Genomic DNA, 22,435 nt, shown 5'->3' on the forward strand with positions numbered 1-22,435 from the left:
TATTGCAATAAATAAGTGATAAAAATTAAAAAAATGGTACAAAGCAAAAAGCTCGAAATAAAATAATATTGTATTTCTATAAAATTTAAGATAAAATTATAATCTGTTTGTCCTTTTTATATTTTTTTGGATAAATTTTTCAAAAAACTTTTAATCATTTTTTTGTAGATATTTGTTAATATTTTGCCAAAAGGAGGATTTTAATGAAAAACAAAAACCCTCTATCCCTTCTTCCCCTTTTAGTATTCCTCGCACTGTTTTTAGGAAGCGGTATTTATTTTAATTCCAAAGGTGTAGATTTTGCTTTTTATCAGCTACCTTCGCCGGTTGCGGCATTAGCAGGTATCATCGTTGCATTCATAATTTTTAAAGGCTCAATAAATGAAAAGATGGATGTATTCGTAAGGGGAGTAGGAGACTCAAACATTATAATAATGTGTATGATTTATCTTTTGGCAGGAGCTTTCTCCGTTGTTGCAAAAGCAATGGGCGATGTTGATTCTACTGTAAATTTTGGTCTTTCTATAATACCTCCGAGCTTTATTTTACCAGGACTCTTCATAATTTCGGCTTTTGTAGCCACCGCAATGGGTACTTCAATGGGAACCATTGCCGCAGTCGCTCCAATTGCCGTTGATATGGCATTAAAGGCAAACCTCCCCTTAGCAGTGGCGGTAGGCGCAGTAGTGGGAGGTGCTATGTTTGGCGACAACCTGTCCATGATTTCCGATACAACCATTGCAGCGACAAGGACTCAAGGTTGCGAAATGAAGGATAAATTCATAATGAATTTTAAAATTGCACTCCCCGCAGCAATCATTACTTTGATTGTTATGGCAATGCAGGGTATTTCGGGACAGGTTCCTTCCGATCTACAGTATAATTTCTTAAAGATAGTTCCCTATATAGCAGTTTTGGTGCTATCTCTCTTAGGTATGAACGTATTTTTAGTTTTGATTTTAGGAACCGTTTTGGCAGGAGCTATAGGTCTTGCCGACGGGAGCTTTACCCTTATCGGGTTTACTCAAAAGGTATACGAAGGTTTCGGAGCAATGCAGGAAATATTTATTCTATCGCTTTTAATTGGCGGACTTGCAGCAATGATAGCTGAGGAGGGCGGTATCGACTACCTTTTAGATGTAATAAAAACAAAGATAAAATCCAGAAAAGGGGCAGAATTCGGGATAGGCGCCCTTGTGTCCGTTGCCGATATCTGCACAGCAAATAACACGGTGGCAATAGTCATTACGGGTCCTATGGCAAAAAAACTTGCTGACGAGCACGGAGTGGACCCCAGAAGAAGCGCAAGTATGCTGGATATTTTCTCTTGTGTATTTCAGGGAATAATACCTTACGGCGCCCAGCTTCTTTTAGCAGGAAGCATTGCAAAACTTTCACCGGTTCAAATTATGCCCTATTTGTACTACCCATATCTTTTAGGCATTATGGCAATTTTAGCCATTGTCTTTGGAATTCCTAAGGCTCAGGAAAAAAGCATTAAAGCTAAAAAAGTTGTATTAGAGCCCGAAAAGTAATAAGGCAGGCGTTTTGCCTGCTTTTTGTTTTTATATCACTCTCAAAATATTTATATTTTCATCAAATATCACAAGCTCAGCATCATTCCCTACTTCAATGCTCCCTTTCCCAATAAACCCTAAAGCCCTCGCAGGATTAAATGTAGCCATCTTTACAGCATCCTGTAAAGTCACTCCAACCTTGTAGACCATATTATATATAGCTTTATTTAAAGTAAGGGTAGAACCCGCTAAGGTGCCGTCCGGAAGTGAAGCTATGCCGTTTTTTACCTTTACTTTTTGTCCGGAAAGGGTATATTCCCCATCAGAAAGTCCTGCCGCCATCATAGAATCGGTTATCAGGATTATCTTTTCGGTGCCTTTTGCTTTAACCAAAAGTTTCATAGCAGCAGGATGCACGTGTACGCAGTCGGCTATGAGCTCAGAGTAAACTCCATCATCGGATAAAACCGCACCTAATACACCGGGTTCCCTGTGGCTAAAGCCCCTCATACCGTTATACGTATGGGTAGCAAGGCTTGCTCCCAAATAAATTGCCCTTTTCGCTTCCTCATAATCCGCATCCGTATGGCCGAGGGCAATTATTACACCTTCTTTTTTCAAAAGCTTTATAGCCTCTAAAGCCCCTTCAAGTTCGGGTGCAAGAGAAACAACCTTGATAAAATGCATGGAATCCTCCAGTAAAGTTATAATCTCTTCTTTATCAGGCTTCCTTAAATATTCTTCAGGCTGTGCCCCTTTTTTTGTCGGCGAAAAATAAGGGCCTTCCAAATATATTCCTAAAATTTTTGCTTTCTCCTTAGGGGCATTTGAGTTTTTCTGGGATAATATATATGAGGTTATGTTTTTTAGCGATTTTCTAATTTTCTCCACAGGTGCAGTCATTACAGCTGCAAAAAATGAAGTTACTCCGTTCTTTAATTGAAATTTTGCAATATTTTCTAAAGGCGAAAAGCCTTCGTCCATTACATCAAAGCCAAAGGCTCCGTGGCAGTGAATATCTATAAAACCGGGAGATAAATAATTTCCCTCTGCATCTATTACCTCATCGAACATCTCTTCTTTGATAAATCTATTTTCGATAAAATCGGCTATCTTTCCATTTTCTATTGCAAGACCGTGATTTACTACGATTTCATAGGGAGCAATTATTTTTGCATTTTTGATAAGAAGTCTCATATAACTTTCCCCCTTGAAGGCTTTACTATAATTTATTAAAAAAGTTAGAGCCCTTTTTAATATAGGGCTCAAAAATGCCTTACTCTGTGCTTATATTTTTCTATCAATTTTAAATTGTTTTCCATAGATCCTTCTATATTCCCGCTTAAAAAAACTGGCGGTTTCACATTATTTTTTACCATAAGGTTTACCACTTCTGCTGTAAGCATATTGAGAATAACCGTGTTTAAAACAGTCGAAAGAGGGGCGAAGGGAACCTCCAATCCTTCATTTTCCAATGTCAGTGCTGCGTCTTTATACCTTCCGCAGTTGTCGATTACTACATCGGCTACATCCTGCAAAAATTTTCCGGAAGAGTGCCTTGAAAAAGTTTTCTCCTTATATTCCCGGCAGGTTACCGCAATGACCTTCAGGCCTCTTTTTTTTGCCTCAATTGCAGCCTCAACGGGAGCTCCGTTCCTTCCTGAATGGGAAACAACAACAATGCACTCTCCTTGTCTCAGGTCATACCTATCAAAAATCATTTTTATAATTTCCTCATTTTTCTCATAATAAGAACTCTTTAAGGCTCCTTCGTGAAGCATAAGCTCTGCAGGTAAAATAGGATTTACGCAGGCAAGTCCCCCTGCTCTGTAAAAAAGTTCTTCAGCCGCCATGTGAGAATGCCCGCAGCCAAAGACGTGAAAGACGCTGTCTTCCTTTTCGGTAAGGGACTCAAATATCAACTCAGCCGCTTTTTTTATATTTTCCACCTGTATTGTTCTTATCTTTTCTACAGCCTTTTCTACCTCTTCGATATATGCCATTAACAAGCTATTCACCTTCTTTTACTGCATGTTTTTTAATGCATTAATGCCTTCTAAAACCTTCTTTCTTAAATTTTCTTTATCAAGAAAATTGTCTATATTTACTACCACCTTTGCGGCATCTTTAACCTTGTCTTCGTGGAAGGACTGAACCACTACCATATCCGCGTTAGCGCTTTTTATGCTACCTATGTCAATATTCTCTACCTGAGCGCTGATGCCCTCCGCTTTCAAAACATCCTCTATCATCATCTTTAATATAAGGCTGCTTCCCATGCCCACTCCGCAGGCGGTTACAATTTTTATTTTGTCTTTCATGAGTTAAGACCCCCTGATTAGAAAATTGCTTTAATTAGTTTCCCAACTCCCATTATTATCCATATTATAACATACCAGTCGGGATCAGCAAGTACTGCAAGTTCAGGAGCAGTATTTGAAAGCATGGGCCACGTAAGTGCCTGGCCAAAGGCTAAGAATAAGCCGTTTACAGCACCGCCAAAAGCAGCTCCCTTCCATCCCCCAACAGCGTTTCCAAAAACCGCTGCACCGGCAGCAGGGAAAAAGAGCATTATCATGGAAGGAACTATAGTTGCAAATCCCATAAGTCCAAAAATGACCATAAAGATTAAAAATACCAATGTGGAACTAATAAATCCTACAAGCACTGCAGTAGGAGCGTATGGGAAGACTACGGGCACATCCAGTGCAGGCCTTGCTCCGGGAATTAGTTTTTGAGATATTCCCCTGAAAGCAGGAACGATTTCTGCAAGGAAGAGTCTTACACCGTAAAGCAGAATAGTAATACCTGCGGCAAATTTAAAGCCCTGAAGTATTGCCCATATAATAAAGTTTAAATCTCCTGCCTGTTTTAAAACCACTTCTTTTTCTGCAAAGAAGCTGGCAAGAAGCATTATTATGGTAATTATAAAAGCGGTACCAACGGTTATGTCCTTCATAAATTCGATCTTCTTCGGAATTTTTATCTTTTCGGTGCTCTCTTCGGGTTTTCCAAACAAATGCCCAAAGCGCCCGGCTAAATAAGCGGCAATTGAAGAAGTATGGCCGTATCCTATTTCATCGCTGTCGGTTACCTTTTTCATGTACTTGTGAAGGTAAAGAGGCTGAAATGTCCAGTAAAGGGCTATCAAAATAGCACCCGTCAAAATAAGAAGTCCTTGATTCATATCAGGAAATACCTCAATCAAACTTGCTGCAATCACAAGGGAAATCCACCACATAAGGTGACCTGTTAAATAAACAAATCTTGTGTTGAATACCCTAACTATTACAAGGTGAATTAAAAATCCTAATGCCATTATAGATACTGCAATACTTCCAAAATTCTCAGTAAAATTCTGCAAAGTATTTTTTGCAACAGGAGCCGAGATGTGAAAAGCAGATGATACTATGGTCTGGAATGAAACAAGACCACCTATGAAGACATCCACACCCGCCGACATAATCAATATGCCAACCATAGCTTTAATTGTTCCTGAAATAACTTCTTCGAAGGATTTCTTTTGAAGTAATAGTCCTAATAAAGCTATAAGTCCTATTAAAACGGAAACCTGATTAAACAAATTTTTAACCAGAAAATTAATAATAGCCATAAAAATCCCTCCCTTTAATAATTTTTATTGTTTTTGATTATATTAAGAACTTCATTTACATCCTCTGATTTAAAAATTCCTTCCAAAGATTGTTTATCCATTAAAATCTCCATTAATTCGGACAACGCTTTCAAATGGCTTTCATGGTCCACAGCCCCAAAACAGATTACCAACCTGACTGGGTCATTATCTTTATTCCCGAACTCTACCGGCTCTTTTAATGTAATCAAACTCATACATACTTTTTTTACCCCATCTTCAGGCCTTGCATGGGGCATAGCGATACCGGGAGCTATTACTATGTAAGGCCCAATTTCCTTTACATTTTTGACCATAGCATCTATATAAGTTGATTCTATAAAACCCTTTTCAAAAAGCAATTTTCCTCCTATTCTGACCGCGTCTTCCCAATTTTCTGCTTTAACTTTTAATCTTATCGTATCTTTTGTAAGAAGCTCCTTTAGCACAGGTTGGCCATCTCCCTTCATATTATCAGCTTCGTCGTTGTATAGGATTTTATAAAGTTCTTTATAAAGTCCTTCTTTATCTTTAACCTCTGCATACCTTTCTATCGCATTCATTATGGTTTCAATTATTTTTATGCCTTTTTGGGACGGCACTTCTTTCTTTTCAAGTATAGACAATACTTTTTTTATGTTTTCTATATCTTTTTCGGAGAGAATAGGACTTACATGAACTACTGGAACATCCTCTATTTGCAAACTCATTGTAGAAATAATTAAATCTACTGGCCTTGCAAAAACCACCTCCCTCACGTTATGGATGGAGGCTGTGCCCAATATGTTTAAGTTTCTAAATTCTTTTTTTAATCTTAATGTCAAAAACTCTGCTGTACCAATCCCCGTTCCGCAAACCACATAGGCATTAAAAGTCCTTTCCTCCGACATTTTCATCCTTTCAATGGATGCCCCAAAATGTATGGCTATATACCCTATCTCATCTTCATTTATTAAAAAACCGCTAATATTCTCAATTTCCTTTATACTCTTTCTGCACGCCTCATAGATATCCGTAAAGCTTTCTTTAATTTCCTTTAAAATGGGATTTACTATGGGTATACCGTTTTTAAGCCTGTAAAATGCAGGGCCTAAATGCTGGATAAGGTTGTTAAAAAGGTCTTTATCCATTGAAAAATCCATTTTAAACTCTTTTCCCACTAATTCTATAAGCCTTGCAGCAATAATCTGCACCAAAAACAAATTTTCTTTATAGGATGAAAAATCTTCCTTTACAAAGTTCCCACCAATAAGGTGTATGGTGATATATCCCACTTCATCCTGAGGTATTTCAAGGCTAAAGTATTCTTTAAGCCTTTCAACAATGAAAAGAGCAATCTCGAATTCCCTGTAATTTTTTAACCTCGATAGTTCTTCCTTTGGCATTAAAATATCTTTGCCCGATAAAATCCTCTTAATTGCGAAGGCAATATGGAGGGTTAGAGCGTTAAAGGTTTTATCAGTTAAATTAATATTGAATTGTTCTTCAGCTTTTTTTACGGCATTGACAATGAGATTTATATCTATTCCTTCTAAAAGTTTCATTATGGGGTCTTTGTTTATTAGCACATTTTGTGATTCTATTTCCTCTAAAAGAGGCAAATCCGTGCCTAAATTTTCTCTCAAGAATAATAGAGCTGCCCTCCTTATTGCCCTTTCATCACCATCGATTTTTACACCGTATCTTGGAAGCGTTATTAGTTTAAGGTTGTTTTTGTAAAGCCACTCGGACACCTTTAAAAGGTCTTTTATAGCAGTGCTTCTGCTTACCCCAAGCAAATTGGAAATTGTTTCTATTGTAATAAAACCCTTTGCTTTAAAAAGCTCGCTTAAAATTTTATTTTGTCTTTCTTTGGGAGTTGAATAATAATAAAATTTTATTTTTCTTTTTAAAACCTCCAATAAATCTTGTTTTTCTTTAAGAGAAAGCCTGATGCCTTTTTTCGGTCTTCTTTCAAGGCAGGGAAAACCGTGAGTCTTTAGAAAATAGTTAATTTTATCAAGGTCGTACTGAATGGTTCTTTTTGAAACATTGAATTCTCGGCTCAAGTTTTCTATTTTTACAAAATCCTCTTCTTGGATAAGCTTCACTAATATTTTTGTAGTCCTTTCATCAAGCAATTTTGCCACCTTCCAATAATATTTTATTTTAAGGAAATCCCCTTTTAAAAGATTAATGTTTTTCGCAAAAAATTTATTAAATCCTGCAAAAAAGTATTTTATTATTTTATTTATATCTGTATTTTTTATTTATATCTGTATTTTTATAATTTAATGATTTATAATTATTTTGTAAAATTTTATTAATAATTAATTTTTTTTGGGGGGTATTCATTATGCCAGAGTTAGCAGATGCAGTAATAATAGGCGGGGGAATCCACGGGGTATCGGTACTTTACAACCTTGCAAAAAAGGGAATGAAAAACATTATACTTTTTGAAAAGGAATATCTAACAAGCGGAGCAACGGGAAGGTGTGCGGCAGGGATAAGGCATCAATTCGGTACAAAAATCAACTGCCTTTTAATGAAGGAGAGTATGAAAATTTTAGAAAACCTTGAAGAAGAACTGGACTTTGAAAAAAGTATAGAGTTCACTCAAGGTGGATATTTAATGTTGGCTTACAATGAATCGCAAGTTAAACAATTTAATGAGAATATTAAACTACAACACGAATTAGGAATAAAAGATTCTGTCTTTCTTTCTCCAGAAGAAATAAAAAAAATAGTTCCTCATTTAAACTTGGAGGGTGTAATGGGAGCTTCTTTCAATCCAAAAGACGGGCATGCTAACCCTTTTATGGTAACCTTTGCGTATGCAGAAGCCGCAAAAAGATTAGGGGCTAAAATAAGCACTTATAATAAAGTATTTGATATAAAAGTTGTAAAACCCGGACTGTTTAAGGTAACCACCCAGAAGGAAATCTACGAAACTCCAATAATAGTAAACTGTGCAGGTGCATGGGGCAAAGAATTAGCAAAAATGGTAGGAATTGACATTCCAGTGTACCCAGAGAGGCATCAAATTTTTGTTACAGAACCTGTGGAATATTTCCTCCCATGTATGGTTATATCCTTTATCCACGGCACCTATTTCAAACAATCCCCTAACGGCACGATACTGATGGGCGTAGGTGATCCCGAACACGAAGTGAAAGACTTTAATGTAAATTCATCGTGGAGCTTTTTAGAAGAAGCGGTGAAAAAATTTGTCTTCCATTTACCAAAAATTAAAAACTTACGGATTGTTCGTCAATGGGCAGGGCTTTACGACATGACCCCCGATCAGCAAGCTATCTTAGGAAAAACAGATATTGAAGGTTTCTACCTTGATTTAGGCTGGAGCGGGCACGGTTTTCAGATGGGGCCAATTGTCGGACTTTTGCTCTCTGAGTTAATAATTGATGGAAAAAGCCACATTGATATCAATGCTTTAAATATTAAAAGATTCGAAAAAGGAGAATTAATTTTCGAACCCGCATGCGTATAGTTCACCCTGTAAACCTATGTATCGTAACGTAAATCCTTCCCTTTTTGCTTTCACCACCGATTTTTTCTATTTTTGCCCTGCCCATCCTTGTGGCAGAGATTATGTCGCCTTCTTTTACTTCATAGGAGGGGTCCGATATTACCTTGAAATTTACCCTAACATTTTCCCCTTTTATATATGGTGCCATTTTGGAGCGGGAAACTCCAAAAGCAAGGCTTGCCACAGCATCCAAACGAAGGGATGCGACGGTGCCTTTTACTTCTTTATAAGATTTCTCAGGTGCCACAATCTCTTTTAGCGTTATTTCTTCCGTTTCAACACCAAAGTTTTTGACCTTGGTTAAATTAAGCCCGACAAATTCTATTATCTCTTCCTTTAAAATAGCAATGGCTTCTCCCTTTTTTACCAAAACATCCCCGACTTTATCCCTCGATATCCCAAGACCTAAAATAGAACCTAAAAAATCCCTATGGCCCGGAAAGGCATCCTCGTCTTTTACTTTTATCCGAAGGGCTTTAATGGGCGGGACAAAAGGGCGGCCTTCTATATAATCAGGATATGCCACCAAAATTTTCCTTTCCGCCTCTTTGTACCCTCCTTCAAAATAGTATTTTACATCCTGAAATTCCTTAGCTATATCAAAGACCATTTCCTGCTCAAGAGGAGTTAAGAAATTGCTTGTTATATAATCTCCTTTTTTTTGAGCTGCTTTAAAAAGGTCTCTTATTTTAGCCGATGCCAATTTTTCATCTATAATCTCCATATTTAAAACACTCCTTTTTCTATTCTTATTTTATAATAATATCACATTATTAACATAGGTTTTCCATTCTAAGCAAAAGGATAATATAATAAGAATATAAATTAATAATTAATAAAAAAGGAGTTGATTTAAATGCTTATTATCAGTGCGGAAGAAATGAAAAAAGTGCTTTCCATGAAAGAAGCTATAGAGGCAGTTAAAGAAGCCTATAAAACTTTGTCAGAGGGTAAAAGTATAGTACCTTTAAGAACAAATATTTCCGTTGAAAAGGAAAAAGGCCAAATACTTTTTATGCCAGCATACGTGGGAGGGGTTAATTTTGCCGGTGTAAAAATAGTTTCAGTATACCCTGAAAATATTAAAAAAGGACTTCCTTCTGTACCCGCTACCATGGTTTTGGTTGATGGAGAAACGGGCATAGTAAATGCAATAATGGACGGTACATATCTCACAAGGCTTAGAACCGGTGCAGCGTCAGGGGTAGCCACAGAGATACTTTCCAATAAATATGCAAAAAAAGCAATAATCTTCGGTACCGGTGGGCAGGCCGAAACCCAACTTTGGGCCTTGCTTTCCGTTCGAGACCTCGAAGAAGTATATGTATACGACATAGATTTTAACAGGGCAAAAGATTTTGCGCAAAAAATGAGCCAAAATTTTAAAAATTACGGAGCAAAAATAACAGCAGTCGAAAATTCCGATGAGGTGCTGCCCGAAGTAGATATAATTACAACCGTAACCACATCCAAAAAGCCTGTATTCAACGGAAATCTAATAAAAAAAGGAGTTCACATAAACGGCATTGGTGCCTATACCCCTGAAATGCAAGAAATACCTGAAGAAGCTGTTTTGAAAGCAGATAAGATTTTCGTGGACTCAAAGGAAGCATGCCTCGCTGAAGCGGGCGACCTTATAATCCCTCTGAAAAAAGGTACCATAGGTGAAGAAAAAATCACCGGTGAAATTGGAAAAGTATTAACAGGAGAACTTCCCGGCAGAACATCCGAAAACGAAATAACCCTATTTAAGTCCGTGGGATTAGCCGTTCAAGACGTAGTAACTGCAGCCAAAATATACGAAAAGGCTTTAGAATTGGGGCTCGGCAGCAAAATCACCCTTTAGCCTTACATTCGGGGCAAATACCGTATATTATAAAATTGTGCTCCATTGCAGAAAAACCGTACTCTTTTAGCTCTTTTTCGATAAATTCCATAGGGCAGTAGTTTATTGCAACTGAACTCCCGCAATTTTTGCAAACAATATGATGGTGGTGTTCATCCGAAAGTTTTACACTAAATATCATGCTTTTATTTTCGGATAAAACAAAGCATAATATCCCCTTTTTCGCCAGCAGATTTAAATTGCGGTATACGGTTGAAAAATTTATGTCTGGGTATTCCTTTTTTACCCGATCATATATATTTTTTGCCGAAAGCATATTGCCGGACTTTAAGAGGGCATCTATTATTGCCCTTCGCTTCCCTGTAACCTTAAGTCCGGCCTTTTTTATTAAATCCTCAGATGAAATTAATCCCATCGGCTTTTAACCCCCTTTAAAATGAGAACAGCTGCCAAAATAAAGGATGCAATTAAAACGATAGTCCCCCCCGGAGCAAGATCATAATAATAAGAGAGGATAATCCCTGAAACCACCGAAAAAAGGGCTACGATATTTGAAACAATAAAAACCATTTTAAAACTTTTTGAAACCTGAAGACTAACCGCAGTAGGTATGACCATCAATGCCGAGACAAGCAAGGTACCTACTATTCTTACGGATAAAGCCACCGACAAAGCAGTAACAAGGGAAAGGTATAAATTAACTAAATTTACAGGTATCCCTGCAATTTTTGCTGATTCTTCATCAAAGGTAACCGCAAAAAGTTCTCTATTTAATATAAATAGTGAAAGTATCACTGCTATCCCCATTAAAGCCATTATTCTTATGTCTTTTTCATTTACTGCGATTAGGCTCCCAAAAAGGTAAGAAAAAAGGTCAGCATTGAAGGATTTCCCCAAACTTATCATGACAACTGCAAGCCCTATACCGGCCGACATTACAACAGCTAAAGCCACTTCCGAATATTTTCTAAAGGCTTTTCGCAAAATTTCTATTAAAAAGGAAGCAATGAGAGCAAAAATCACCGCTCCATAGAAAGGATAAAAACCAAAGAGCATACCTGCAGCAACACCTGCTAAGGAAGCGTGGGAGAGGCTATCCCCTACCATTGACATACGCCTTAAGACCACAAAAACCCCTACCGTTGAAATTAATACTGACGTTAATATGCCCGCTGCTAAAGCCCTGTTAATAAGGGAAAGGCTTAAAATATCCATTTTATTCACTCCCTATGAATATCACACGCAGGGATTTTATACCCCATTACCTCAGCAATATGACCTTCGGTAACTTCTCTAACATTATCATGAATATATACCCTTTTTTCTTTAACACAGCCTATTTTTGTAGCTTTTTCATAGGCAAAACCTATATCATGAGTGATAACAACCACCGTAATCCCAAAATTTTTATTTAAACCCGTTAAAAGATTATAAAAATCTTCCCGTGAAGGAGCATCCATGGCACTTGTAGGCTCATCAAGAAAAAGGATTTCTGGTTTTTTCACAAGGGCGCGGGCTAAAAAAACCTTCTGCTTTTCCCCTCCGGACAGCTCCCTTAACATTTTATTGGAAAGTTTCTTAATTCCCACCCTTTCAAGAGCTTCCTCCACTGCTTTTTTCCGCTCATCTTTATTAATAAATCCTTTAAAAAAACCTTTATAATAATTGGAATCCACTATCTCCCATACCGTTGCAGGAAAACCCATGTTAATATCCCCCGTTAATTGGGGGATATAGCCTATCTTTTCCCACTTCTTAAAATCCTTTATATCCTCTCCAAAAATCAATACCCTTCCGTTTTTCGGGGTTAAAAGGCCCACCATTATCTTCATAAGTGTGGTTTTTGCAGCACCATTCGGCCCAATTAAAGCCAAGAAATCACCTTTTTTTACCTTTAAATTTACATTTTCCAATACCGTATTGCCGTTATAAGAAAAATCTACATTAAAAAGCTCCAAAACAGGGATTGACATAAAAATTCCCCCAAAGTTTACTTTAAAGCTTCCTTTAAAACCTCTAAATTTTTCCTCATTAAGCTGAAGTAATCCTCATTGGCCTTTTCTTCCTCATCCGTCAACCCCTCAATGGGGTTTAAAGTAAGTATTTTTAGGCCCGCTTCTTCTGCTAAAGCTTGGGCTTCCTTAGGAGTTTCCAAACTTTCGGCAAGGATGTATTTTATTCCCCTTTCCCTGCAAAAGTCTATTAAATTTTTAATATGCTTTAAAGACGGCTCTTCCTGAGGAGAAAGCCCTTTAATTGATACCTGGTTTAACCCGTATTCTTTTGCCAAATAGCCAAAAGCTGCATGGGATACCACAAAATCCCTTAGCCTTGTAGAAGCTAACTCCTTTTTATACTCATCATCTAATTTTTTAAGTTCCTCAATTAACCGATCATAATTTTTTTCATAAACGGCTTTGTTCTTTTCATCGACCTTAACCAATAAGTCGTATATCTTTTTTGCCATTTGCATTGATTTTTTCGGTGAAAGCCATATATGGGGGTCATTTCCTTCTATCAAACCTTCTCCTACCTTCAATACCGCTATTCCTTTTTGGGCTAAATCCCCCCTTAACTTTTCTGCCCATGGATCCATAGGTTCACCCAAATATATAAAGGCATTGCTCTCATATATTTTTGAAATTTTACTTATAGAGGGCTCAAATTCGTGAGGCTCAACCCCTGTAGGTGTTATGTTTTCTACAACTATGTAATCCTGCCCTATCTTTTTCGTAAAATCGTATAAAGGGTAAATGGATGTATAAACTACAATCTTATCCTTATTGCTCATTTTTTTGCTTTGACAGCCAGCTGTACTTAAAATTAAAATCAGCACAAAAATAATTACCAAAATTTGAGTCAGCCTATTTTTATAAAGCTTGCCTTTCATTTTATTTATTTTTTCCTCCTTTTTGCAAATGATTTGCATTTACTTTGTATACTAAAATTATATTCTTTATTTTAAAAATGTCAAATTATATGCTGAATTTTGCTTATCTTATTATGAAGGATTTTATTATGAAGGATTTTGAATCATTTATAAATCAAATAAATAAATTATTAATTTAATAATTTTAGCGTTTTACTCCTTTCGGGCAATATCACCTTGCAAGTTCCTTCAAACCGCTTAAAGAATTCTTTATCTTGTGTATGAACAGGGATAAGCACCTTGGGCTCTATAGTTTCCACCATCTCCTCTATGCCGGCACCGTGGATGTGCCCGCTGGCGTGAAAACCAGACCTTTCTCTGTCCCTTCCAAGGGTGCCGTACAATTCAAAACCGAAATAATCAATCCAATTTTTGATTCGATTGTGGTCGATAAGCATTTCCTCATCGTATGCCTCGCTGGAAGAATAAATATATGTCCCCCCTTGGGGTTCTATATCCAAAAAAGCGTGAAAATCGTAATAGGAAAAACACAATATATAGCCTTTGGGTTCTTTTTTTATATCTTCTGCCGATACCATCTTTGAAGGATTAAAACGGCAAATTAAAGCTTCCTCCCATTTTTCTTTGCGCGCCTTTGGTTTTATGTATAGCATTATGCGGTCATCTTTATGTGGGTTTGGTACACCCTTTTCTCCTGCTGCAGTAAGGGCTTCTAAAAGGTATATATCCTTAGCAGTAAGCACCAATTGGCGTCCCGTGCTACCTGCTATATCGAGAAACGAAAGTAGCCGTTCTACGTTGCGGGGACCAAAATCTGCTACAACAAGGCCTCGAGCTTTTTTTACCACATCAAAGCAGTTTTCCGCAACTTCTTTTTCCGTAACTGGCTTTTGAGTCCCCGGATGAGTACCTTCACATATAAGGGCAATGGGTTTTAATTTAGAGGCTTCTTCAAAAAACCGCCGGGTGAGTGCAGCGTTTTTGCCGTGAAGCCTTAAGTCCCCTGTGTACACTATCCATCCTTCGGAAGTTTTGATGCCGAATGCACAAGCTCCGGGAATGGAGTGGTCCACAGGCCACAAACGTATTGTAAGATCTCTTATTTTAAATTCACTTCCACAGCTTTTTAAAGAACAGCATTCCAACCCCCGCGAGCTTTCTACGTTTTCCCAAAATTCACAGGCACTTTCTGGAATAGCATCGGTTCCTGCAATATGGTACTTGCGCTGCTTAAAAGGTGATGTTTTATAATGTGCTGTCTGTAAAAGCCCATCCTTTAGTTCCCTTGGAGTTGTGTAACAAATTTCCTGCAGCCTGTTTCCCCCTCCCGTGTCCTGGAGGGCTTTGCATATAAGAGCGCTGGTAAGTCCCGTTATTATAGGGACTTCTTCGCTAATATAAGAAAAATGCCCGCAGTGGTCAAAGTGGGCATGTGAAAGGAGCACACCGCTAATTTCTGCTTCCCTGTAAAGTTGATGGGATGAGAATTTATCCCAAACCCCTGGATATTCTAAATCGGACCTGTAAAACCCCCTTAACGGTGGAAGGATATTTAAGCAAAGAAGGTCGTAAAAGCCGAAAGTGGCCCTTGGTGCAAGAAATTCATCAAAAAACATGCCCTCCGCTTTAAAGTTAGTGCCGAAATCCAAAAAAAGCGATGTCTCGCCATCTTCCAAAAGTATCTTGTTGCCCCCTATGCAGTCAGCTCCATCGTAAAAGGTAAGATAAACCGGCAAGGTTTTCACCTGCTTTCGTCTTCCATATTGTATCAAAAATTTTAAAAAGTTCCTTTCTCAAAGATTCATTCTAATTTTACCAAAAAATTTTATTTATTTTAACTCTACTTTTAAACAAAAAAGACCGCACGTATAAGCGGTCTTTTTTATTAATCTTCTATTTGAAATTTATATTCCAAGCTCAGCAACTATATCGTTTTTAGGTCTAAAACCGATAAGCTTTTTAACAGGTTTTCCGTCTTTAAATAATATAAGTGTCGGGATGCTCATTATACCGTATCTTGCCGGTGTATCCGGGTTTTCATCCACATTCATTTTGCATACCTTTAATGTATCCTCGTATTCGTTAGCTATTTCGTCTATTACTGGCCCCATCATGCGGCAGGGTCCACACCACGCTGCCCAAAAGTCTACTAAAACAGGCTTATCGGAGTTTAAAACCTCCTCGTTAAAATTTGCATCGGTAACATTTATAGGTTTCACCTTTTATTCCTCCCCACTAATTTTAATTTTCTTAAATTTATTATGTCCTTTCTCTTTTAAAAAGTAAACAAATTCTTTTTTATTTGACCATCCATTTAATTTATTCTATAATTTTATTAAAGTATTTTTAAATATAAAGGAGAATGGCTATGGAAGGTTCTCTTATACGCCAGCTTCGCAAAAACCGAAAAATATCTTTAAAAGAGCTTGCTGAAAAAACAGGGCTTTCCGTATCCTACTTAAGCGAAATTGAAACAGGAAAAAAGCAGCCTTCTTTAGAGGTTATTCAAAAGCTCGCTGATGCTCTGAATGTGTCCAAGGAAGCCTTTTTCCAAAAGGATAATGACGATGTAAGCTTAGAAAAACCCTTATCCATAGGTGAAAAATTAAATCTTTTACGCCAAAAGAAGAATCTATCATTAGAAAAGCTCGCCGAATTGGCAGGCATATCTGCATCCTATCTATGTCAAATCGAAAAGGGTATTGTCCTTCCATCAATTTCTACATTAAACAATTTAGCGAAAGCTTTGGGTGTAGAGCCCCAACAAATTTTTGCAAGCAATGCTAATATAGGTTTTAAGCTGAAAAAGCTAAGGACTGAAAGAGGTTTAACTCAAGTTGAATTAGCAAAGAAAGCAGGAGTATCACCTGCACTCATAGGGCAGTTAGAGAGCGGTAAAGTTGAACCTTCTATTAAAACCTTAGAGAAAATAGCCCAAGCCCTTTCCGTAACACCATGCTATTTCGTAACCGATGACGACAGTGTAGAAAATATATTCAAAATTATGAACCCATCTCTAAAGCAGCTTTTTTTGGATCCAAAGGTAAAATCGGTTTTAGAAATGATAGCAGACTGCACCCCTGAAGAACTTGCCTTTATTTTGAAATTTATAGAACTTTATAAGTCTCACAGGAAGTTTTGAACTCTTAATTTATAGGCGCTACTGCAAGACCTTTAAACAAGCTAAAGCCAGAAAGATAAATCTTTAAACCTCTTCTCATATCTATAAATGGGCTTACAAATACCTTTACCCCATCTACTTCATATACATCGTAGTTGGATGCATCTTGTGGAGTGCCTGCATACACGGCAGGTATATATCTGCACCCTGCTCATCCTCCACCGTATTTCTCCAACTTTACAGTTATTTCTGTGAGCCCTTTCTCCTCTAAATATTTTTTTGCTTTTTCTTCTATAATAACATTTGCCATAATTTTCACCTCCTAATTTTATTTTAATTATACTATTAAAAATTTTCGCTGTCAATATAAAAATAAAATAGGGGCTATATTTCAAAATCCCCTATTTTATTTTTTCCGCGGAATTACTTTTTTATATTCAATAGATAATTGTAATTTTCCAAAATCAAATTAATTAAATCCCCATCATCCCTTGATAGGCCCAAAACATAATAAATTACATATTCCAAACCGTTTTTTTCTATCATTTGCTTTAATTTTAAGGCTTCGCTGTCACTTTCGCAGTCAAAAAGTAAGGCAGCAGCAATGCCTTTGGCCAAGTTTTCAGGTTTCAGTCCAAGGTCTATTGCCTCTTTTGCCGGATATACAAGCCTTTCATTGTGGGAAAGCTTCCTTATGGGCTCCCTTCCCACCCGTTCTACACTGTCATCAATTGCTGGATTATTAAATCTTTCTAAGGTCTTTTTAATATATTCTTCCAATCCCGTAAGACCGTATTTTTTCGAAAGGTAATAGGCAGATTCGTTCATGGCTCCTACTACGGTATTGTAAATTTCTCCATCCTTTAGTGACTCTCTTATGGTCTTATATCCTTTCAAGAACCCCAGATATGCGCATACAGCATGACCGGTATTTAATATGAATATTTTCCTCTCGATGTATGGTTCCAAATCATCCACCAAGGTCATCCCTGTAACTTCAGGGACATCACCTTTAAACCCCGGCCTTTCCACAATCCATTCAAAGTAGGGTTCAACAATTACCTTGGAGTAATCTCTTCCCTGAGGCGGTACAATCCTATCTACTGCAGCATCAGGAAATCCTGCCACATTATTTACTTTCTCTCTATCTTTTTTATCCAAATCTTTCAAAATATATTCTTTTAAATGAGATGAAGCCCTTATTAAATTTTCGCAGGCAATTACATTTATGGGTATATCTTTTCTCTCTGCCCTTTTTAATATACCCTTCCCTATTATTTCAGAAATTTTCTCTAAAACCTTTGGGCCTACGGAGGTTGTAATTATATCGGCCTTTACTATTTTTTCAACTATTTTTTCTTCATCGTAAAAATTTATAGCCTCCAGGCCTTCCACTAAAACTTCCTTTTGTTTCTCTCCCTGCTTTTCAACAACAAAATACCTTTTATTGCTGTTTAAATAATCAATGAGCCCTTGGTCAATATCCACAAAATTAACCTTAAAACCCGATTTCGAAAGCAAAAGTCCTATGAAACCCCTGCCTATGTTTCCTGCTCCAAAATGAACCGCTTCCCTCATCCTAAATCCTCCCGTTTAGAAATTCGTAAATCCCTTTTTTCGAAGCATTATTTATCAATTTTTTTACCCTATCCTTATCATCAAAAAGGGTTGCTATGTTGGCTAATATATTTAAATGTTCATCTCCTAAGGCTGCTATTCCTATAACAAGATGAGCAGTATTATTGTCTCCAAAATCTACACCATCGGGTATGTGCACCACAGAAATGCCGGTTTTTTTAATATATTTTCTTGATTCCCCAACACCGTGGGGAATAGCTATAAAATTGCCTATATAGGTGGAAATCTGTTTTTCCCTTTCAAACATGGCGTCTATATATTCGGGCTCAACATATCCTTCCTTTACTAAAATTTCACCTGCTAACCTTATAGCTTCAAATTTATCCTTAACCTTTGCGCCTACTAATATCATGCTTTCTTTTATAATTTCACCATTTTTATTCTGTGAATTGTTTTTCTTTAAAAAACCAAATACCATTTTTATTTTCTTACCTCCTACTTCAGCTTCTTTATCAGTGTTTTTATCAATAACGATTCGCTCTCGCCCTTTAATGCTTTTAAAAATTCTTGATCTTCCAAAATTAGAACACTTATCTTCCCAAACAATTCTGCAGCTTTTTTATAGTCCTCTTGAGGTAATAACATCAGGGCAAAATCTTTGTAATTTTCAAATTGGCCATCCATATTTTTTAATAAAATCTCTTTTTTTGTGCCAAAAACTCCAAAAAAGGGTTTACTTACTGCTGATGACCTCGCATGAAGCAAGAAAACACCCTTTCCGGGGACTCCACAGCCACCTAAATCCATTCTCTTTTTTAAATCCTTTTTTAATAAATCCTCGTCTTTTATCAAATCCCTGATGTTTTTTATAATTTCCTCAATTACTCCCTCAATAGTGCTCTGCTCCATATTTTTCAAAAAAACCGTCCCCTCTATTATATCAAAAAGAGTATCCTTTGAATCTTCTTTTTTGGATTTACTGCTGTATTGAATGCCTATATCTATATTCCCCCCTTCATCCCCTTCAAACTCCTTGAGCAGCACATTTATCTTTTCTACATCCTTTTTATCCAATAGCGGTGAAACGGTTACTGATTTTATATTAGGAATTTCAACAGGTATTGTGGAAATAATAAAATCCACTCTACCATATTTTTTTAGTGCCTTTTCCAATTCAAGAATAGATATGGCATCAAGGACTTTTAAATTGGGAAGCTCTTTTTCAACCCGGCTTAAAAGCATTTTTGAACTGCTAATTCCCGTGGGGCAAACAAGAATCACATTGTATTCCTTTTCTTTTTTCATCCTCTCTAAGGATGCCCCTACATGCATTGCAATAAACCCCAATTCCGATTCGGGAAATTTAATGAGCAGTTTGTTTTCTAATGGTTCAACGGCTCTTTTGCATACATTCATTAAATCATTATATTTTTCTTTAAGTTGATTGATCAGTGGGTTTCTTATTTCCATCTTCAACCTTAGCCTTGCTATAGCAGGCTTTAGGTGCAAAGCCAAATCTTTAATTGCCTTCTCATCTTTGTAAATTTCCCTTTTAAGTATCTTCCCAACATTTAAAAATATTTCCCTAGCTATTGTTAAAGCCTCATCATCATTTATAAAATAAAATATTTCATCAAAGCCTTCCCCGGCCCTCAATTTTGCTCCCAAAAGGTGCATGGTAATAAATCCTAATTCTTCTTCGGGTATCTCAAATATGCCCTTTTCCTTCATCTTCCTGCTTAACTCTTCAGCGATGCGAAATTCTTTGGTCATCTTCAAGGTAGACAGTATGTTTTTCTCCATCGAAATTTTTTCTCCGTTCCTGAGCCTTGCAACGGATAAAACAATATGAACTAAAAGTCCTGCAAAGGCGCTGTCTGCCAGATTTAATTCAAAGCTATCCGTTATTTCTTTCAACACTCCCTCTATTTTGTTAATTAAATCCCTTTCTATAAATTTCAAAAGTCTCAATTTAACTTCATCAATGATGCCGTTATTATCTTTTTGCTCTTTTTTCTCCACATCCCCAAATTTAGATCTCAAAAGCTCAATTAATTCGGTTTCATCAAATTGTTCGTAAATTAGATCTGCTAAAAGGGCCCTTTTATTTTTTTCATCTCCCTCTAAATATACCCCAAACCCCGGCCTACGGATTACCTTTAAGTCGTATTTTTCAAGAAACCCTTCCAATTGGTTAAGGTCGTAGCTTATCGTGGCTTCGGTTACACCGAGCTCCTTTGCAAAGGTGTATAATTTTTCAACATCTTTTTTCTCAAGAAGATTGAGAAGCACCATTAACTGCCTTTCTTTTGCCGAAAACTTTCCCGATGTGGAACCCTTTTGAACAATTTCTTTAATTATCTCATTAATGGCATTTTCATTACCTTTAATTTCGATTCCCTTCCCTGCTTTTCTTTGCAAAAAAAGCCCTCTTTCCTTCAATTTTCCTTCCAACGATGGCAAAATCCTTAAAATTGTCCTTCGAGAAACGGACAACTCCTTGGCCAAATTTTCTGCTGTCTTTGGCCCTTTTAAAAGAAGTTCTATTATCTTTTTTTCTCTTGTTTCTAGTTCAGCAGTCATAAGTCATCACCGTACGTAAAAAATTTAAAGTAACGGCAAACGCCGTTACTTTATTTTATTATGGATTATTATATCACTTCTTAAGCCTGTTTACTATTTCATCGTAAATAGGATTGTTTACAAAGGTTTCTATTGAAATATGCTCTGCTTTTGGAGCTTTAGCTTTAGCCCTTTCTGTAAGTTCTTTGTGAGAAATTACTATATCTGCATCTTCAGGGATTTCATTAATAGCCGAATGAACAACCTCTACTTTTAAGCCTGCTTCCTGAATTTTCTTTCTCAAGACGGTAGCTCCCATGGCTGAAGAACCCATACCGCCGTCACATGCAAATACTATTTTTTTGACATTTGCGGGCTTTTTAACTGCATGGAAGGCTTCCTTACCCTTTAGCTGGTCAACCATATCCTGTGCAGCAAAAAGGTCGCCTTCTTCCTGCCCGAATTTCTTTAAAAGTGCCGAAGAAACAAGGAAGGAAATCAGCGCAGAGAGCGCAATACCTGAAAGTACCGGGATATAACCTCCTTTAGGAGTCATGGCAAGCTCTGCAAAAATGCTTCCGGGCGATGGTGTTGCAACAAGCCCTGCCCCGAGTAAAACAAAGGTGAATACACCTGTTGCACCGCCTAATATAACTGCTAATATTAGAATGGGATTCATTAAAACGTAGGGAAAATAAATCTCGTGTATACCACCAAAGAAGTGGATAATAATAGCACTTAGTGCTGATTCCTTTGCAATTCCTTTACCTACTAGCCAGTAAGCGAGAAGAACTCCAAGACCGGGCCCGGGGTTTGTCTCCAAAAGGAAGAATATTGATTTTCCCGTTTGAGCTGCCTGCTGGACGCCCAAAGGTGCCAATATTCCGTGGTTTATAGCGTTATTTAAAAACAGGATTTTGCCAGGTTCGATGAAGAGCGAAGCAAGAGGCAAAAGCTTTGCATTGACTATAGCCTGAACTCCTGAGGCAAGAGCATTGTTTAAAGCCTGCACAACCGGCCCAATGCCTAAATAAGCAAGAAGGGTTATAACCATACCAATTATACCGGCAGAAAAATTGTTGACAAGCATTTCAAAACCTGCAGGGATTTTGTCCTGAAAGGCTTCGTCGAATTTCTTAATAACATAACCGCCTAATGGCCCCATAATCATTGCTCCCAAAAACATGGGAACATTAGAACCGACTACAACCCCCATTGTGGCAACTGCACCTACTACACCGCCGCGAACCCCATGAACCATTTTCCCACCTGTGTAGCCAATTAAAATAGGCAGAAGGTAGACAATCATTGGACCAACCAGTTTTGCTAAGTTTTCATTAGGCATCCACCCGGTAGGGATAAAAAATGCAGTTATTAGTCCCCATGCAATAAAAGCACCTATATTAGGCATCACCATACCGCTTAAAAAGCGGCCAAAACTTTGAATTTTTGTCCTCATATTAGACCTCCTTCTTTTATTTGACATTGTCACTATATGTTAGTGACATATTTTAATTTTATTTATTTATCCTGAATTAATAATATATTTAATTTTGGTGTTTTTCAAGGAAAACATATTTATATTACAACATATGTTCTGGTGACATTTTTTAATAAGTTGTTTCCATTTTTATAATTTATAGAATTAATCTTAATACAATAAAATTTTGTAACATTTCGTATTAATCTTTACTTTTCTGTTACTTTTTGTGGTTTTAATTTATATTTTGTGGTAAAGATGATATAATATTTTAGTTGCAATTT

21 protein-coding genes are annotated in these 22,435 nt (G+C 37.0%); 4 read left to right on the forward strand and 17 right to left on the reverse strand.

Annotation, left to right across the window (positions count from 1 at the left end; genetic code table 11):
- The first annotated feature begins 203 nt into the window (after nucleotides 1–203).
- Nucleotides 204–1,535 (forward strand): Na+/H+ antiporter NhaC family protein, encoded by a 1,332-nt coding sequence (locus tag ACPLVF_RS04535; protein WP_424906638.1) that lies wholly within the window; start codon nucleotides 204–206, stop codon nucleotides 1,533–1,535.
- Between the two features lie 30 nt (nucleotides 1,536–1,565).
- On the opposite strand, the gene nagA is transcribed toward ACPLVF_RS04535, so the two are convergent.
- From nagA to ACPLVF_RS04560, 5 genes are all read right to left on the reverse strand, one after another.
- Entirely contained in the window at nucleotides 1,566–2,714 is a 1,149-nt protein-coding gene (nagA, locus tag ACPLVF_RS04540; RefSeq protein WP_424906639.1) for an N-acetylglucosamine-6-phosphate deacetylase, read from the reverse strand.
- 68 nt (nucleotides 2,715–2,782) lie between these two features.
- A complete protein-coding gene (locus ACPLVF_RS04545) occupies nucleotides 2,783–3,526 on the reverse strand; it encodes an SIS domain-containing protein (RefSeq protein ID WP_424906640.1) in 744 nt (247 codons plus the stop codon).
- Nucleotides 3,527–3,541: 15 nt separating this feature from the next.
- On the reverse strand, nucleotides 3,542–3,838 hold the full coding sequence (locus ACPLVF_RS04550) for a PTS sugar transporter subunit IIB (RefSeq protein ID WP_424906641.1): 297 nt from the start codon (nucleotides 3,836–3,838) through the stop codon (nucleotides 3,542–3,544).
- A gap of 17 nt (nucleotides 3,839–3,855) precedes the next feature.
- On the reverse strand, nucleotides 3,856–5,130 hold the full coding sequence (locus ACPLVF_RS04555; protein WP_424906642.1) for a PTS ascorbate transporter subunit IIC: 1,275 nt from the start codon (nucleotides 5,128–5,130) through the stop codon (nucleotides 3,856–3,858).
- Between the two features lie 14 nt (nucleotides 5,131–5,144).
- On the reverse strand, nucleotides 5,145–7,268 hold the full coding sequence (locus ACPLVF_RS04560) for a BglG family transcription antiterminator (RefSeq protein WP_424906643.1): 2,124 nt from the start codon (nucleotides 7,266–7,268) through the stop codon (nucleotides 5,145–5,147).
- Between the two features lie 215 nt (nucleotides 7,269–7,483).
- Here ACPLVF_RS04560 and ACPLVF_RS04565 point away from each other — a divergent pair, with 215 nt between their 5' ends.
- On the forward strand, nucleotides 7,484–8,635 hold the full coding sequence (locus tag ACPLVF_RS04565) for an NAD(P)/FAD-dependent oxidoreductase (protein ID WP_424906644.1): 1,152 nt from the start codon (nucleotides 7,484–7,486) through the stop codon (nucleotides 8,633–8,635).
- 1 nt (nucleotide 8,636) lies between these two features.
- On the opposite strand, the gene ACPLVF_RS04570 is transcribed toward ACPLVF_RS04565, so the two are convergent.
- The gene (locus ACPLVF_RS04570) at nucleotides 8,637–9,398 is read right to left on the reverse strand and encodes an RNA-binding protein (RefSeq protein WP_424906645.1); all 762 of its coding nucleotides are present in this window, start codon (nucleotides 9,396–9,398) and stop codon (nucleotides 8,637–8,639) included.
- A gap of 132 nt (nucleotides 9,399–9,530) precedes the next feature.
- On the opposite strand from ACPLVF_RS04570, the gene ACPLVF_RS04575 reads away from it, so the two are divergent.
- The gene (locus tag ACPLVF_RS04575; RefSeq protein WP_424906646.1) at nucleotides 9,531–10,520 is read left to right on the forward strand and encodes an ornithine cyclodeaminase family protein; all 990 of its coding nucleotides are present in this window, start codon (nucleotides 9,531–9,533) and stop codon (nucleotides 10,518–10,520) included.
- Here ACPLVF_RS04575 and ACPLVF_RS04580 read toward each other — a convergent pair.
- The 6 genes from ACPLVF_RS04580 to trxA all read right to left on the reverse strand — a co-directional run bounded on the left by ACPLVF_RS04580 (nucleotide 10,510) and on the right by trxA (nucleotide 15,629).
- Nucleotides 10,510–10,935 (reverse strand): Fur family transcriptional regulator, encoded by a 426-nt coding sequence (locus tag ACPLVF_RS04580; RefSeq protein ID WP_424906647.1) that lies wholly within the window; start codon nucleotides 10,933–10,935, stop codon nucleotides 10,510–10,512. The genes ACPLVF_RS04575 and ACPLVF_RS04580 overlap by 11 nt on opposite strands.
- Nucleotides 10,926–11,735 carry a metal ABC transporter permease gene (locus ACPLVF_RS04585; protein WP_424906648.1) on the reverse strand — a complete coding sequence of 270 codons (810 nt, stop codon included), beginning with the start codon at nucleotides 11,733–11,735 and terminating at the stop codon, nucleotides 10,926–10,928. Before ACPLVF_RS04585 ends, ACPLVF_RS04580 begins: the two co-directional genes overlap by 10 nt.
- A gap of 5 nt (nucleotides 11,736–11,740) precedes the next feature.
- Nucleotides 11,741–12,493, reverse strand: a complete 753-nt coding sequence (locus tag ACPLVF_RS04590; protein ID WP_424906649.1) for a metal ABC transporter ATP-binding protein — start codon at nucleotides 12,491–12,493, stop codon at nucleotides 11,741–11,743.
- A 17-nt stretch (nucleotides 12,494–12,510) separates the two neighbouring features.
- Nucleotides 12,511–13,410 carry a metal ABC transporter substrate-binding protein gene (locus tag ACPLVF_RS04595; protein ID WP_424906650.1) on the reverse strand — a complete coding sequence of 300 codons (900 nt, stop codon included), beginning with the start codon at nucleotides 13,408–13,410 and terminating at the stop codon, nucleotides 12,511–12,513.
- A gap of 170 nt (nucleotides 13,411–13,580) precedes the next feature.
- Entirely contained in the window at nucleotides 13,581–15,146 is a 1,566-nt protein-coding gene (locus ACPLVF_RS04600; RefSeq protein ID WP_424906651.1) for an exonuclease, read from the reverse strand.
- A gap of 168 nt (nucleotides 15,147–15,314) precedes the next feature.
- Nucleotides 15,315–15,629, reverse strand: a complete 315-nt coding sequence (gene trxA, locus ACPLVF_RS04605; RefSeq protein WP_424906652.1) for a thioredoxin — start codon at nucleotides 15,627–15,629, stop codon at nucleotides 15,315–15,317.
- 149 nt (nucleotides 15,630–15,778) lie between these two features.
- On the opposite strand from trxA, the gene ACPLVF_RS04610 reads away from it, so the two are divergent.
- The gene (locus ACPLVF_RS04610) at nucleotides 15,779–16,552 is read left to right on the forward strand and encodes a helix-turn-helix domain-containing protein (RefSeq protein ID WP_424906653.1); all 774 of its coding nucleotides are present in this window, start codon (nucleotides 15,779–15,781) and stop codon (nucleotides 16,550–16,552) included.
- Between the two features lie 4 nt (nucleotides 16,553–16,556).
- Here the strand turns inward: ACPLVF_RS04610 and ACPLVF_RS04615 are convergent, their stop codons facing one another.
- From ACPLVF_RS04615 to ACPLVF_RS04635, 5 genes are all read right to left on the reverse strand, one after another.
- Entirely contained in the window at nucleotides 16,557–16,841 is a 285-nt protein-coding gene (locus ACPLVF_RS04615) for a CC/Se motif family (seleno)protein (protein WP_424906654.1), read from the reverse strand.
- A gap of 113 nt (nucleotides 16,842–16,954) precedes the next feature.
- Complete coding sequence (locus ACPLVF_RS04620) at nucleotides 16,955–18,109, reverse strand: mannitol-1-phosphate 5-dehydrogenase (protein ID WP_424906655.1); 1,155 nt, start codon at nucleotides 18,107–18,109, stop codon at nucleotides 16,955–16,957.
- Nucleotide 18,110: 1 nt separating this feature from the next.
- On the reverse strand, nucleotides 18,111–18,587 hold the full coding sequence (locus tag ACPLVF_RS04625) for a PTS sugar transporter subunit IIA (protein ID WP_424906656.1): 477 nt from the start codon (nucleotides 18,585–18,587) through the stop codon (nucleotides 18,111–18,113).
- Between the two features lie 17 nt (nucleotides 18,588–18,604).
- Nucleotides 18,605–20,692, reverse strand: a complete 2,088-nt coding sequence (locus tag ACPLVF_RS04630) for a BglG family transcription antiterminator (protein ID WP_424906657.1) — start codon at nucleotides 20,690–20,692, stop codon at nucleotides 18,605–18,607.
- A gap of 73 nt (nucleotides 20,693–20,765) precedes the next feature.
- Entirely contained in the window at nucleotides 20,766–22,130 is a 1,365-nt protein-coding gene (locus tag ACPLVF_RS04635; RefSeq protein WP_424906658.1) for a PTS mannitol transporter subunit IICB, read from the reverse strand.
- Between the last annotated feature and the right edge of the window lie 305 nt (nucleotides 22,131–22,435).

The sequence above is a fragment of the Thermovenabulum sp. genome (assembly GCF_049701175.1).
Taxonomy (GTDB): domain Bacteria; phylum Bacillota; class Thermosediminibacteria; order Thermosediminibacterales; family Thermosediminibacteraceae; genus Thermovenabulum.